This window comes from Candidatus Hydrogenedentota bacterium, assembly GCA_019637335.1.
Lineage (GTDB): Bacteria > Hydrogenedentota > Hydrogenedentia > Hydrogenedentales > JAEUWI01 > JAEUWI01.
In genome coordinates this window covers 131,034-144,299 of the sequence record JAHBVV010000008.1, presented here as the reverse complement: position 1 = coordinate 144,299, position 13,266 = coordinate 131,034, and the positions used below count along the sequence as shown (strand labels likewise).

Annotated in this window: 13 protein-coding genes; 8 read left to right on the top strand and 5 right to left on the bottom strand. The window is 62.5% G+C overall.

What is annotated here, in order from left to right; translation table 11 throughout:
- Window positions 1–203: 203 nt before the first annotated feature.
- Complete coding sequence (locus KF886_11400; protein MBX3177960.1) at window positions 204–674, top strand: hypothetical protein; 471 nt, start codon at window positions 204–206, stop codon at window positions 672–674.
- On the opposite strand, the gene KF886_11395 is transcribed toward KF886_11400, so the two are convergent.
- Complete coding sequence (locus KF886_11395; protein MBX3177959.1) at window positions 654–1,088, bottom strand: helix-turn-helix transcriptional regulator; 435 nt, start codon at window positions 1,086–1,088, stop codon at window positions 654–656. The genes KF886_11400 and KF886_11395 overlap by 21 nt on opposite strands.
- Complete coding sequence (locus tag KF886_11390; protein MBX3177958.1) at window positions 1,085–1,534, bottom strand: hypothetical protein; 450 nt, start codon at window positions 1,532–1,534, stop codon at window positions 1,085–1,087. Before KF886_11390 ends, KF886_11395 begins: the two co-directional genes overlap by 4 nt.
- 425 nt (window positions 1,535–1,959) lie before the next feature.
- Between KF886_11390 and KF886_11385 the strand changes: the two genes are divergently transcribed.
- Together KF886_11385 and KF886_11380 are read left to right on the top strand one after the other, a co-directional pair.
- Window positions 1,960–2,319, top strand: a complete 360-nt coding sequence (locus KF886_11385; protein MBX3177957.1) for a type II toxin-antitoxin system RelE/ParE family toxin — start codon at window positions 1,960–1,962, stop codon at window positions 2,317–2,319.
- A 2-nt stretch (window positions 2,320–2,321) separates the two neighbouring features.
- Complete coding sequence (locus KF886_11380) at window positions 2,322–2,615, top strand: XRE family transcriptional regulator (protein ID MBX3177956.1); 294 nt, start codon at window positions 2,322–2,324, stop codon at window positions 2,613–2,615.
- 642 nt (window positions 2,616–3,257) lie between these two features.
- Here KF886_11380 and KF886_11375 read toward each other — a convergent pair.
- The 3 genes from KF886_11375 to thyX all read right to left on the bottom strand — a co-directional run bounded on the left by KF886_11375 (window position 3,258) and on the right by thyX (window position 7,366).
- Window positions 3,258–4,067 carry a hypothetical protein gene (locus KF886_11375; protein ID MBX3177955.1) on the bottom strand — a complete coding sequence of 270 codons (810 nt, stop codon included), beginning with the start codon at window positions 4,065–4,067 and terminating at the stop codon, window positions 3,258–3,260.
- A gap of 198 nt (window positions 4,068–4,265) precedes the next feature.
- Window positions 4,266–6,320 (bottom strand): hypothetical protein, encoded by a 2,055-nt coding sequence (locus KF886_11370; protein ID MBX3177954.1) that lies wholly within the window; start codon window positions 6,318–6,320, stop codon window positions 4,266–4,268.
- 263 nt (window positions 6,321–6,583) lie between these two features.
- Entirely contained in the window at window positions 6,584–7,366 is a 783-nt protein-coding gene (gene thyX, locus KF886_11365; protein MBX3177953.1) for an FAD-dependent thymidylate synthase, read from the bottom strand.
- A gap of 858 nt (window positions 7,367–8,224) precedes the next feature.
- On the opposite strand from thyX, the gene KF886_11360 reads away from it, so the two are divergent.
- From KF886_11360 to KF886_11340, 5 genes are all read left to right on the top strand, one after another.
- Complete coding sequence (locus KF886_11360) at window positions 8,225–9,493, top strand: NupC/NupG family nucleoside CNT transporter (GenBank protein ID MBX3177952.1); 1,269 nt, start codon at window positions 8,225–8,227, stop codon at window positions 9,491–9,493.
- Complete coding sequence (gene thiD / locus KF886_11355; protein MBX3177951.1) at window positions 9,490–10,305, top strand: bifunctional hydroxymethylpyrimidine kinase/phosphomethylpyrimidine kinase; 816 nt, start codon at window positions 9,490–9,492, stop codon at window positions 10,303–10,305. The genes KF886_11360 and thiD overlap by 4 nt, the downstream gene beginning before the upstream one ends.
- Window positions 10,306–10,667: 362 nt before the next feature.
- Window positions 10,668–11,282: a hypothetical protein gene (locus KF886_11350; protein MBX3177950.1), complete on the top strand. Its 615-nt coding sequence runs from the start codon at window positions 10,668–10,670 to the stop codon at window positions 11,280–11,282.
- Window positions 11,283–11,408: 126 nt separating this feature from the next.
- Window positions 11,409–12,389: a DUF1559 domain-containing protein gene (locus KF886_11345; GenBank protein ID MBX3177949.1), complete on the top strand. Its 981-nt coding sequence runs from the start codon at window positions 11,409–11,411 to the stop codon at window positions 12,387–12,389.
- An 18-nt stretch (window positions 12,390–12,407) separates the two neighbouring features.
- Entirely contained in the window at window positions 12,408–13,043 is a 636-nt protein-coding gene (locus tag KF886_11340) for a hypothetical protein (protein MBX3177948.1), read from the top strand.
- Window positions 13,044–13,266 lie beyond the last annotated feature (223 nt).

Below are 13,266 nucleotides of genomic sequence, written 5' to 3'. Positions count from 1 at the left end.
AGCAATCAACCCGCGCGAAGTTTAGCACAACACAACAAATTCAAGCGCACGGTTCCCAGAGAGCCCCAGGGCAATCGCATTTAAACTCGATCTCGTTATATGGGCGTAAACTTGAGTCGATTTGGAACCTTGAATCAACGATAGTGAGCGTCTTGGAGCGCCGGCATCTGTGCCGGCAAGGTCAGGGATTCGCCGCGGGCGAAATGCCAGCGCTCCAACACGCGCCCTTCTTAACATGGAAGGTGGTTCATGTGGCGCTCGGCTCGAGTTGGAAGTTTAAACGCGATTGCCCTGCAGAGAGCCCGAATGGCCTTCCGCGGCGGATCCGGTCTATCACCGCCAGGCGACTGCTCCTCTTCCTGCTCCATGCCGCCGGGGGGCGCCTGAGCAAGCTGGACCTGCAAAAGCTACTCTTCCTCTATGTGCGGGAATCCGGCACGCCCCACTACACCTTCGTGCCCTGCAAATACGGCTGCTACTCGTTCCAGGCCACGAATGACTTGGATCTGATGGTCAAACGGGGCTGGATTGCGGCCGGGCGCAACCAGGTTGATCTCCGCACGCCGCTCGCGGGTCAGGCCTGGGCGGCGGAAAGCCCCGAGCGGGCGCGCGTAACCCGCTGGCTCGCAAGGCCGATCTACCGATGGCGCGGTTCAACGCGGAACCGGCGCTGACAGGTGGATCGCGCCCGTTATCCGCAACCCCAGCGCCCCGGAAATGTCCTGCAGCCGGTGCAGACTGGCCCCGGCAAACGCACTGGATTCATATCGCTGGATCTGCTGTTCTTTCAGGCCCAGGCGTTCCGCGAGTTGCTTCTGGCTAAGGCCCGTCGCAATACGGGCGCGAATCAGGGCAAGCGGCAACTCCTCAAGGGAATGAACGGCAATCTCCCGAATCCCGCCGGACTTCAGGGCGTCGTATTCCGCCAGTTGCTCGCGAAGTTCGTCCAACTGGCTCGCCAGGGCAGACCGTTGCAGTTCCGCCAGGGGCAAATCGCTGGCGCCATTCGCGCCAAATCCTTCCAGCGCCCGGGCGAACTTCTCCGCCTGCGATTTCGTGATGCGGTATTCGCGTTCGTTCTGAATCATAGCGCGATGTCCTCGAGGTTGATACGTACAATCCCCTTCGCACGCCCGCCCCGGTCGATTTGAAAGAATTCCAGAAAAGTCCGGCCGGCGGGTCCTGCCGTTGTGGTCGACGGAAAGAACTCGCCGCCAAATTTCGCCTTCTGGGCAGCCCGCTTGTTCTCAAACCGGAAAAAGACCGGCACCAACGCCAGGAGGCGCTCCAGATCCACCCCTTCCGTCGCCCATGCCGCGTCGAAGTCCAGCGGCGCCGCCTTATCCGTTACGAAGCTGCCATTGATGTAGATCGTGCTGCATCCCGCCGCTCTCAAGGGCAGAATAGCGCTCCGGATCCCGTCAATAAGCGTTCGGCGATGGGCGGTGTACCCAAATCGTTCGATAAACTCCGTCCAGGTGGCACTGTGAACACCGGGCGGCAGGTTACCCCGGCTATCGAAGTCCGGAACCATCAACCCAATTATATCGTTGGGTTGCCAGGGCGTCAAGGGCTTGTTCGGAAAGCGCCTAGCGGGCGCGCGCAATCCACTGGCTCGCAAAGCAACCGCTCCGGGGCGACCACCTCATCCGCGAGGTCTACCGGCGCTACCCGGACTACGCGATTCGCAGCGAAATGAAGGAACGCCTCCTCGACGGCGCCTACACCATCACCCTCAAGGGAGAATCCATGCGCAAGAAGAAGCCATTGACTCCCGCCGGGTGATACGATACAAGAAACCAAACAGTTGAACCACCCGCGTCGCTACGCTCCGATGAATGGCCGCCTTCCTTCGGATTAGGTGGGCGGAATCGTCGGAATACTCACTTGTTCGGAAACGTCATAGATGGGGCCATTCGAGCACTGGACAATGCACCAAATTTGGTGCAAAATTAAGCCATGGCATCCGCGAAGAAAGTTGTGGCGCGCTTCTATGCAACGGCAACTGGCGATGAGCCGGTGCGCCGTTGGCTCAAACGCCTCAGTCGCGACGACTGCCGTATCATCGGAACGGATATCCAGATAGTGGAATTCGGCTGGCCGGTTGGCCTGCCCGTGTGCCGTTCCCTCGGCAATGGACTCTGGGAAGTGCGCAGTAACATTTCCGACAAGCGAATCGCCCGGATCATCTTCGGCATTCACGGCGGTGAAATCATATTGCTCCACGGATTCATCAAGAAGATGCAGAAAACACCCGGCAAAGACTTGAACCTCGCCGCGCAACGATTCGCGACGCTTCGCCGCCGCCCCGGAGAATAATTATGAATAAGAACAAACACGTGGGTTCCGGCTTCGATGATTTCCTCGCGGAAGAGGGCCTCCTCGCCGAATGCGAAACCCAGGCGCTCAAAGAAGTCCTCGCAATGCAGATCCGCCAATCGATGGAGGCCGAAGGCCTCTCCAAATCCGCCATGGCCCGCCGCATGAAAACCAGCCGCCCGGCCCTCGACCGCCTCCTCGACCCGGGCAACACCTCGGTCACCCTGCACACCCTCCAACGCGCCGCCCACGCCCTCGGGAAACGTCTGCACCTGGAGCTCGTAGGGCCAAGCTAAGACGGCTGCTCGCCGAGTTGGTCACTCCAATGCCATCGCCCGCCTATGTCCACGAGATGGGGAATAACGTCCCAGATTCGATCCGAAATCGGGTTTGATGCGTTTGGGTTGTGAATGAACAAGGCGTCGTGCGTGATCCAACCCTGGTTCAATGGGTCGGTATGGCGCCTCTCAAGAGCCGCGTATTCTCCTTGCTCCCTGGAATCCAACCCAACCACCCCGCACGAGCGACTCCCCCAACCCCAAACCACCCAACACTGTGCCACGCCATCGCACAAAAAGGATCGCGGGCATTCCTGCCGGCGGCAACAGAAGCAACCAACATCCCATCACCACGTCCCAACCCAAACCACCCAACACTGTGCCGCACGATCGCGCCAAATGCGCGTTCGCGCGCCCGGCCAAACGCCAACCTGCAACGTACCCAAGAGTCGCCCCGAAGGGCAGCGCAGCATAGCCCCACGCATCGCCTGGGGTTCGGAGTCCCCCTCAATATTTCGTCCTGAAAGGGCAACTGGCCGCGTCCGCCCGCGCAAATTGTGCAGGAAGGTCCCGTAAGGCGTGCCTTCAGGCAGCCCCGAAATCGTCAGGCGATGGACTTCAATCTTGCGTCGCCTCGTTGGCATGGGAACATCCTCCTATTCAAGACTCGCTTTCATCAAACTTCTGAATTAGATACATACTTGCGGAAGAAGCCAGTCCTACAATCAACTGCGCCTCAGCCCGGCTTAAGTTCCGCTCCTCCCTGCCATGGCGCGCATGTTCTGAGGCATACCCCCACGCCTTGCTCAGCACCTCATCCAGAGGCCTTGGGAAGAGGTGCTTCTTGTCCGCGATTATCTTTCCCAGTGGGGCGTTCGGCTGTCCGGCAAGCTCTCGCGCCACGCATTCCAGCGCTGCCATGGCGTGATGAACAGCCCCTGATAGATCGGGGTCTGGGCGTCTTGACAGGTCGTTCAGGGCTTCGGCCAGTTCGCTGTGAGCGGTAGGCAAGGCCGCCGCGTTCAGTGCGTCTCTTGCCTGAGCTACGATCCTCTCGTAGGTTTCTTCCCCGCGCCCTAGAACGTGGCCGTCCACCAATTGCCACCCAATCCCCATTTCTCGGAGGCAATCGTTGATTTCGTGCTCGTAAGCGTCGTTGTTACGGTGATAAGTCCTTTGCTGGTGCTGCGCAACTGCCTCTACAATGTCGTAAACGCAAAACCAGTCACAGCTGTAAACTAGATTCTCAACCTCTCCCCAGATGTTAGGGTATTCTGACCAATTCGAGGGATCGGGGCGTCTCCGCAGCACCTGGCATACGATCCCGCGAAGGGTACTCGGAGAGAGATCGCAAGTCTCTTTCGCCGCGAATAGTAAACATGAGCGTAGCGCCTCAGGAGCGTCTTCCCAGATAGTAATCTCAGGGGTATTCGCTCCGAAGCAGTGACGCTTGGAAAATGGCTGCTGCATGTCATCGCTTACACTCATGCTTTAGGCTTCTTCCTTCACCGGCCTTGAGTAAAAGTCAACTGATCTGCTTGTATTCACACAAACACCTACCCTTCGAAGCCAGAAAGTTTAAGAAACACAAAGGCGCGCAGCGCCTCCGCACTGCGCGCCCCGTGGGCACTCTATCTCGCTTTCTCATCGCCCCCGCGCATCACCGCCTTACACCCCCACTTCCTTCCCGCTCCCGCGCCGGATCTCCTCCTTCTCGTCGAACTCCACCTCCTGCTGTTCCGGCAGGTGCGGGGCGACGTTGATCTCGCACTTGTCGCCGTCGCAGAAGAGGTCCTGGGCCTCGTCCGTGTTGAGGCTCTCGAAGTTGAGGGGCTTGAGCTTCTCCACCGCGTTGACGTACGCCTCGCGGGTGATGGCCTGGTAGGGCGCCTGGGCGTAGTCGTGGTCCGTCAGCGGCAGGAAGCTGATCGACTTCAGCCGGGATTCGTACAGCTCGAGGATATAGGGGATGTCCTTCGCTTCCTGCGGGTGGAACGTAATCGTCGCGCTGACCTGGTTGTCGGCCCAGTAGTACTGCATCTGGGCGACGTTCTCGACCTGCTCCCACACGGAGACGTCGGTCTTGGAGCGGTCGAAGAATTCCTCATGCACGGGGAAGTACACGACCAGCGTGTTGTCGCCGTAGACCGAGTCCTCCACGCGGTAGCCGGCCTTCTTAATGTGCTCCACCAGCGGGCTGGTGCGGTCGACGCGGATCGTGCGGAAGTAGTATTCCGAGTGCGCGTAGTGGATGCCGGGAGTCACGCCGGGCAGCAGCGACACCGTGCCGCTGGGCTTGACGCTGGTCTTCTTCACGCTCTCGGGGATGCACAGCCACGAGGAGTAGATCTTGTCGAGCTTGCAGATGTAGTCGTAGCCCAGGTCGCACCAGCGGAAGTGCTCGCGCCGCCCGTGGCGCTGGAAGCTCTCCACGATCCCGCTCTGGCTCAGCCCGATGCGCCGGTTCCGCAGCATGATCGCGTTCGTGCGCTCGTTGTGCGTCGGGATCAGCGTCACGGTCTTGGCGTAGAGGTAGGCGAACTTCAGCGTCCGCTTGTATTCCTCCAGCGTCGCGTGGCGGCTCGGGAAGGTCTCCACCAGGTTGCAGATTTCGTAGCTCTCCAGGCTCTGCTCGGCGCAGGGGTTCGTCCCGGCGATCTTCGCGTCCGCCCAGGTCGCCCCGTCCTTCAGGCGCCCGTAGGCCCGCGCCGTCTCCTTCCAGAAGTAGCCCGGCTCGCCGTTTTTCGCGGTCTGCGCGCCAACTTTGGTGTAGTCCATCCCCTCCACCGCGTTCACGCTGTTGTTCGACGCCCAGCGCCACGCCGTCAGCTTGTCGCCGTGCAGCTTCGGGTCCTTCAGCTTGAGGTATTCGCCGTCGTTCGGATCGCCCAGCGCCAGCTCCGCCGTACGCCGCACGCCGCCAGACACCACGCACTTCCCGATGACGTTCATCAGGTCGGTGATGTCCGTGGACGAGATCGTGTGGCCGGCGCGCGGCCCGAGAATCTTCTTGATGTTCTCGATGCACTCGATGATGGGGCCGGGGCCGGGCGCGATGCCGCCGAAGGTCCTGATCGGCGCGCCCATCGGGCGGATCTTGGAGTAGTCAATATGCGCGGGGCTCTTGCCGCGACCGGCGTACGCGTTCAGCACCACGCGGATCAGGTCGCACCAGCCCTCCTTCGAATCCTCCACCACATGCGTGTACTCCGCAATCTGCGGATCCTGGATCGTCAGGCGGCCCGCCCCCTTCGTGTCAAAGGCCACGCCCACGCCCAGCATCGACATGTCCATCAGGAAGCAGAAGGGCTCGGCGAAGTCGGTGTCGATTTCATCGGTGGACACGAACGCGCAGTTGTTCAGCGCCGCGGAACCGCGGATGTAGATATAGTCCGACCCCATCATCCAGAGCCCGCGGCCCGGGGGCAGAAACTTGAAGTCCCACATCAGCTTGAACATTTCCTGCGCCGATCGCTGCGCCTTGTCCGGCTTCCACGGCAGCTTCAGGGCGTGGCAGTGGTTCATCTGGATCGTGTAGCACCCCTCCACCACCCGGCGGACCGTCTCCCAGTATTCCTCCGTGCGGTTCTGCTCCGCGTCCACCACGCGGGCGTACGTCCGCTTGAAGGTGATATAGCCCAGCGGGCCCCAGTCCGGCTGCTGACCGCGATACTGCGCCAGAAAGCCCTCGGCCAGCTTGAAGTGCTCCTTAACCTGAAACATAACTCCCGTCTCCGCTGTTGAGTGTCCCGTATACATCGTGCGTTTCTCCTCGGCGTGCTCCGCGTCGCCGTAAACCTCTAAATCAAGCCGCGCAACGCCCCCCGGTCGCCGCGCGCGCATTCTATTCATTCTCGTAAATTGCAGGGACGACAGGGACTCCAGGGACGGCAGAAGAATAATTCATTTCTGCTGTCCCTGCCGTCTCTGTAGTCCCTGCAACGGAGAACGGACCCTCGAACTTCTTCAACTGTCGCCGCCGCCCGCTAGATCTTCCGGTGCCCCGTCGTGATATGCGGCAGCCCATCCACCATCTCCACCGTGTAATCGCCCAGCAGGTTCGGGTACCGATCCTTCACCGCGTGATACACCTCCGCGAACAGATACCGGATCTCCTCCTCCGCGTGCGGATCGGTCCGCATCTCCAGCACGTGCCGCAGCGTCCGGAAGTTGCACGACCACCCGATCGTCGTCGCCAGCCCGATCGGGGCCAGCCGCCGGAACGCCGACGTCAACTTCTTCTTCACCGCAAACTTCTGCTCGTTGTCGATGTCGTAGACCTCCGCAAGCGTGCGCTGGAGCGCCTCAAGCTGCTCCATCGTCTTCACGAAGATCCGCATCCCCTCGTCGTTCTCCTCTATGCACACCGGCATATACGCAGAGAGCTTGTCCAGCCGCACAAAACGCAGCGACTCCTGGCTCATCGCCGTCCCCGCACGGTGCCGAACCAGCTCGTGCGTCACCACCCGGCTCACATCCGCAAAAATGAAATTGAGCACCGGATGCTCCACCACGCTGCCGTGCCCCACGTTGATGATGTTCGCCAGGTACGGCTGGTTCCCCTCGCGAACCCGCGTCACATTCGGATTCAGCCCCGGCTCGAACGAACGGTAGCACAGCCGCCCCATCACCTCCGCCAGCTTCTCCGAATCGCTCGGCGCATCCGTTTTCCACCCGGGCGCTCCCACATGCGCCAGGTAGTCCTGGAGCCCCTGTTCAATAATCCGGGTTTCGCCAACGAGGAAGACTTTCGGCTTTACGAGTTGCACAGAATTCTCTTTTCTTTCACTATTTACACCATCGCCGAATGAACATGGCTCGCCCGTCGATGGAGTGGGTTACGACCACGAATACTCTGGAAACGGTGATCCCGAGACTTCCCTATCACCGCCATGCCGCGCCGCCGGGCGCCGCATCGCAAGAAGCGATAACCCGCATTATAGGCCCTTGACGGGGCTTTGTAAAGCGCTTTTTTTGAGGGATACATCATCAGCGTATTCGCACTATTTACACGCACAAGAAGCATTTCATATAGCAATATATTGTAGTTTATTTTCTAAACTATACAACATATAGATGAATTTGTATAGTGTCTTGTTTTCGAGCACCCACCTGAAGAAGGTCCTGTTCCACCCACCGTTTCGCCCCGGAATGCCCCCCCGGAATGCCCCCGAAAACCCCGTTTTTTCAGGCCCTTCCGGCGCCTGGCCGCTACCAAATCGCCCGCAGAACACCCACTACGGGTCGTTGCTCCCACGGCTCCACACCATACAGATTGTAGTGGAATTTTTTTCTGCGGCGGCGACTACCCACCCACGCCCCGCCCATGATTCAGCCTTACCAAAACACAACATATGGTATTTTGATCCAACTAAATCTGCACCAACACACAAAATACACCTCAAGCTGCTACCCTGACCGTGCGCCTTGCGTTGACGCCGGATCCCGCCTGGGTGCGGCGTTTTCGGGTCCCGATCCGCCGGATCCGGCGACGGGACCCATTTTTTCGTCCAAACGGGTCGATTTCCCACCCTCCGCGTCGCGGCAACCACCCCCGAATTGCATTGCGCCCGCCCATACTGCTACATAGAAGCCAGAATCGGGGCGTAAGAACCGCTGGGAACCCCATGGACACCCTCTACCTGCGTTGCATCAGCCTGGCCGGCCTCGCGCTACTCGTCGCGCTGGCCTGGGCCCTCTCCGAAAACCGCCGGGCCGTCTCCTGGCGGCTTGTGGCGTGGGGCATGGGCCTGCAATTCGCCCTGGGCCTGCTCGTCATGCACACCCAGGCCGGCGTCGTGTTCTTCCAGTGGGTCAAGGCGGGCTTCGACATCCTCACCCGCGCCAGCGCGGAAGGCGGCGGCTTCGTCTTCGGCAACCTCAACCAGGTCTTCTTCGTGGATCGCCTCAGCATCGGCCCCGAGGGCGCCCCCCAGTCGGAGGGCCCCTTCCTCATCGCCGGGGTCATCGCCTTTCAGGTCCTCCCCGTCATCATCTTTGTCGCCGGCCTCTCCGCCATGCTTCTCCACCTCGGCGTCGTCCAGTGGGTCATCCAGGGCATTGCCTGGGTCATGCGCCGCACCCTGAAGACCTCCGGCGCCGAAACATTCGGGGCCGCGCTGCTCATCTTCCTCGGCATCGAATCCGTCAGCGCGCTCGGCGGCTACCTCAAGGGCATGACCCGCTCGGAAATCTTCACCCTCATGACCGGCTTCCTGGCCACCATCGCCGCCAGCGTCATGGTGGCCTACGCGGGCTTCGGCGCGGAGCCGGGACACCTCCTCGCCGCCTCCCTCATGAGCGCGCCGGCCGGCCTCGTCATGGCGAAGCTGCTCGTGCCCGAAACAGGGACGCCGCAGACCTCGGGCGCCGAGCGCATCATCCTGCCCGTGGAAAGCCGCAACATCTTCGACGCCGCCGCGCGCGGCGCGCAGAACGGGCTCAATATGGCGCTGAATGTCGCCGCCCTCATCATGGTCTTCGTCGGCCTGATCTACCTCGTCGACCTCGCCGCCACCGCCCTCACCGGAATGACCGTCACCGCCATTCTCGGCTGGGCCTTCCGGCCCTTCGCCTTTATCATGGGCGTCCCCTGGGCCGACATCGGAACCGTCTCGGAGCTCCTGGCGACCAAGTCCGTCTTCAACGAGTTCCTGGCCTACCAGAACATGCAGCCCCTCATTGCCGAGGGCGCCCTCAGCCCCCGCGCGCAGACCATCGCCACCTACGCCCTCTGCGGCTTCGCCAATCCCGGCAGCCTCGGCATCCTCATCGGCGGCCTCGACGGCATGATCCCCGAACGGCGCGCGGAAGTCGCGGGCCTCAGCCTCAAAGCCTTCATCGCCGGCACCCTGGCCTGCTTCTGCACCGCCTGTGTCGCGGGAGTACTCACATGAACCTGCCCGCGCGCATCCTCACCATCGCCGGAAGCGACTCCAGCGGCGGAGCCGGCATCCAGGCCGACCTCAAGACCATCCAGGCCCTCGGCGGCTACGGCATGTCCGCCCTCACCGCCATCACCGCGCAAAACACCCTCGGCGTCTTCGGCGTACACGCCATCCCCGCCGCCATGGTCGCCCAGCAACTCGAAGCCGTCCTCGACGACCCCGGCGTCGACGCGATCAAGACCGGCATGCTCCTCAACAGCCGCATTATCGACGCCATCGCCGAAGTGCTCGACGAGCGCGGAGCCGGCATCCCGCTCGTCCTCGACCCCGTCATGGTCGCCACCAGCGGCGCCCGCCTGATCGACGAAGAGGCCCAGGAGTCCATCATCACCGGCCTCCTCGCGCGCTCCGCGCTCATCACCCCCAACCTCCCCGAAGCCGAAGCCCTCACCGGCCTCCGCATCACCGACCAGCAAAGCCTCGAAGCCGCCGGCCACATCATCCACGATCTCGGCGGAAACGCCGTCCTCATCAAGGGCGGCCACCGCGAAGGCGACGAGGTCGTCGACTACCTCTTCGACGGCGCCGAATGGACCGAATTCCGCGCCCCACGCATCCAGACCGCCGGCGGCCACGGCACCGGCTGCACCCTCGCCTCCGCCATCGCCACCCGCCTCGGACAGGGCATCGAACTCAAGGCCGCCATAGAAAGCGCCAAGCTCTACCTGAACGGCGCCCTCCAACACGCCTGGCCCGGCCTCGGCAAAGGGACCGGACCGTTGAATCACGGCTGGATGGACGCCGACCCCGGCGCGAGATAAGCCTTCCAACCCGGCTGAACAGCCGATCAGGACGCCTTGCTACACCCGACAAGGATTGAATCTCGGTGCGCAACGTAGGACAGTCGTCTCGGCTATGCGCTGATTGCGGATCAATCAGAAAGGCCTTTCCGATCCGCTACGGGTGACGCAAAGCCAAAAGAGACATTATCCAAGTATTCCCAGGCTACCGCAGCGCCGTTTTCCGTGACGCCCGTGCAATAAGCCGAAGAGAAACCGCATTCACGCGTTGCGCGTCCGCCCCCGCAATTGATACACTGTTTCCAGGCGCGACGGTCGCGCGGGCCGCGGATTCCCCGCAACCCCGCCTTCCAGCTACGCGCCGCCGGGGATTTCGACGCACCGTGCTTCGCCTGCTGGCCAAGCTGCGACCAACCGATACGGATTCCGCTATTCTCCGTTCGGGACTCGCGCTTACAAAAGCCGCGGCCCTGTTCGCTATGGCAGCCGCGTTGGCCCTCCGCGTTCTCTCCGCATTCCCCGCCGCGAACGCGCCACACCAGCACGGCGGGGCGCACCACAGCCATGCTTCCGGCGGCATAGCACACTCCCATTCATCGGACACGGCAAACCTGCTTCACCGTCATGGCGCCGAACACCGCCATACGCACGCCCATCTCGGCGGCGCGCGCCGGAGCCCCCTTCCCAAGACACCATCGCCCGATGGCGGCTACACGATCACGATCCCCGTCCGCCATCTCCCGCAAGCCTGCCACACGGAGGAGAAGGAAAAAGGCCGCGGCGGAAAACCCGCGACGCCGGACGGCGCGCCGCAAGAGCACGAAGCCACCTATTACTGCGCGGCGGCCTCCGCCGCGCTGGAAGCGGGCCCGATCCCCCCGCCGGGATTTCCGCCAGGCCTGCAAACCGCCATCTTGCATGGCGAGGGAGCGCCAGGCCGGGAATTCTCCGGCGCTTGGCGGGCGCGCGCACCGCCTCTCGGGATTGCCGTCCTCTAGCTTCACTTCTTCCCATCTCACTTCCGGGCGCGGCGCCACGGCGCCCGCGATCCGCCCCGCCACGCGCGAATACGCGGCAAGGCGGGCGTCTGGACTCGCCTGCCCGGCACTCCCGAGGAACGAAACATGATACGTCTACACAGACACGGATTCACCCTGATCGAACTGCTGGTCGTTATCGCCATCATCGGCATACTCGCCGCCATCCTGCTGCCCGCGCTGGCGCGGGCGCGGGAGGCGGCCCGGCGCGCAAGCTGCCAGAACAACCTCAAGCAACTGGGCTTAATATTCAAGATGTACGCCAACGAAAGCGAGGGGGGGAAGTTCCCGCCCATGGCCCCCTACGCCAACCCCAACGGCGTGCCCATCTTCGCCGCGCCACACGCGGAAAAGGTCTACCCGGAATACCTTACGGATCTCGCCGCAACCAAGTGCCCCTCGGACACCGGCGCCGATGGGACTGGCGCCATGATCGCCGCCCGCCTGCCCGACGGCGCGATCGAAGCCCATATCGCCGCGGCCGAAGCGGCTAAGGACCGGCTGAGCGAGGACTACTTCCGCTCGGCCTGCCTGGGCCGCTCCTACTGGTACCAGGGCTACGCCATGACCAACATTCAGGAGTTCTACGGGCTTGTGAACGGCGCCGGAACCGCCCCCGCCTCCGGACCGGTTATCCCAGCGGGCGCCATCGCCGGGGTAGCGCCGCTCGCCGCGCCCGTCACCCCCAAGAACTGGGACGGGGACCTGGCGCTGGCCACCAAGCTCCCGTGGGTCGCGATCCTGGGTACCGGCTTCGCCGGCGGCAATACCGTGCTGCGACTCAGAGAAGGCGTCGAACGATTCGCCATCACCGACATCAACAACCCCGGCGCAAGCGCCGTCGCCCAGAGCGGCATGGTGGTTCTTTTCGATACCTTCGGCAACTTTCGAGACGCCGCGATGGCCGCAGGCGGCATTGTGTACAACCACCTGCCCGGCGGGTGCAACGTACTCTACATGGACGGGCACGCCGCCTTCATCAAGTACCCCGAGCGATTCCCCGTCGTCTCCGATGAGGAAAACAACTACGGGCTTCCACGGACCATCGGCCACTTCGGCCTCGGATGAACATTAAGGAGTAAAACCATGCACATTCTGATCGCGGCGCTGATCGCGCTGCAAGGCCACCCCGGACACGCGCCCGACAGCGCCGGCGCCAGCCGCCCCATGACCATTATCCAGAGCCTGCCCGAAACGGAGGACTTCTACCGCGGGCCAACCGCGGAGCTCGCGCGAAACGGCGTCCCCGGGCGCTACGGAAGCGAGGAATGGTCCGCCGTCGTGCTCACCCACGAAGTACACCAGCACATCGGCATCTACACGCTGCTGGGCGCCAAGATGGCCGTACGCGCACGGGAAATCCTCGACGCCCCCATGCGCGCCGTGTCCGTCAAATCCCTGACCGGTACAAAACAGCCCCTGGCGTGCATGATCGACGGGCTCCAGGTCGGGCTGGGAAGCACCCTCGGCCAGAACCTCATCGAGGCACCCGCGGTAGACCAACCCGCCGTCGCCGCCGAGTTTTCCTACCAGGATCGCGCCGTCACACTGAGGCTGAAGCCGGAGTATGAAAAGCGAATCGCCGGCCATATTCAGGACGCAATCGCGGAACACGGCAACCTGACCCCCGCGTACTTCAAGAAAGTCGAGGAAATCAGCTACACCGTCTGGGCGGAATTCGACCGCAAGATAATATTCGAGGAAACCGCCACCGATCGGTAGCGCTTATCAATACGGTTCCTTCACGCGCGGGCGGGGCGGCCGCTGGCCAACCCGCCCGCCAGATACCACCCAACTCGACTAGGGCCTGGAACTCAAGGCGGCCATCGAAAGCGCGAAGGCGTATTTGAATGGCGCGCTGGAACATGCCTGGCCGGGGTTGGGGCGGGGCGCCGGCCCGCTGAATCATGGCTGGGAATGGGACAGTCCCGAACGTCAGGGGTGT

Coding starts and splice junctions, on each gene's coding strand:
- KF886_11400 (MBX3177960.1), top strand. CDS start 204: ATGCCAGCGCTCCAACACGCGCCCTTCTTAACATGGAAGGTGGTTCAT.
- KF886_11395 (MBX3177959.1), bottom strand. CDS start 1,088: ATGATTCAGAACGAACGCGAATACCGCATCACGAAATCGCAGGCGGAG.
- KF886_11390 (MBX3177958.1), bottom strand. CDS start 1,534: ATGGTTCCGGACTTCGATAGCCGGGGTAACCTGCCGCCCGGTGTTCAC.
- KF886_11385 (MBX3177957.1), top strand. CDS start 1,960: ATGGCATCCGCGAAGAAAGTTGTGGCGCGCTTCTATGCAACGGCAACT.
- KF886_11380 (MBX3177956.1), top strand. CDS start 2,322: ATGAATAAGAACAAACACGTGGGTTCCGGCTTCGATGATTTCCTCGCG.
- KF886_11375 (MBX3177955.1), bottom strand. CDS start 4,067: ATGCAGCAGCCATTTTCCAAGCGTCACTGCTTCGGAGCGAATACCCCT.
- KF886_11370 (MBX3177954.1), bottom strand. CDS start 6,320: ATGTTTCAGGTTAAGGAGCACTTCAAGCTGGCCGAGGGCTTTCTGGCG.
- KF886_11360 (MBX3177952.1), top strand. CDS start 8,225: ATGGACACCCTCTACCTGCGTTGCATCAGCCTGGCCGGCCTCGCGCTA.
- thiD (MBX3177951.1), top strand. CDS start 9,490: ATGAACCTGCCCGCGCGCATCCTCACCATCGCCGGAAGCGACTCCAGC.
- KF886_11345 (MBX3177949.1), top strand. CDS start 11,409: ATGATACGTCTACACAGACACGGATTCACCCTGATCGAACTGCTGGTC.
- KF886_11340 (MBX3177948.1), top strand. CDS start 12,408: ATGCACATTCTGATCGCGGCGCTGATCGCGCTGCAAGGCCACCCCGGA.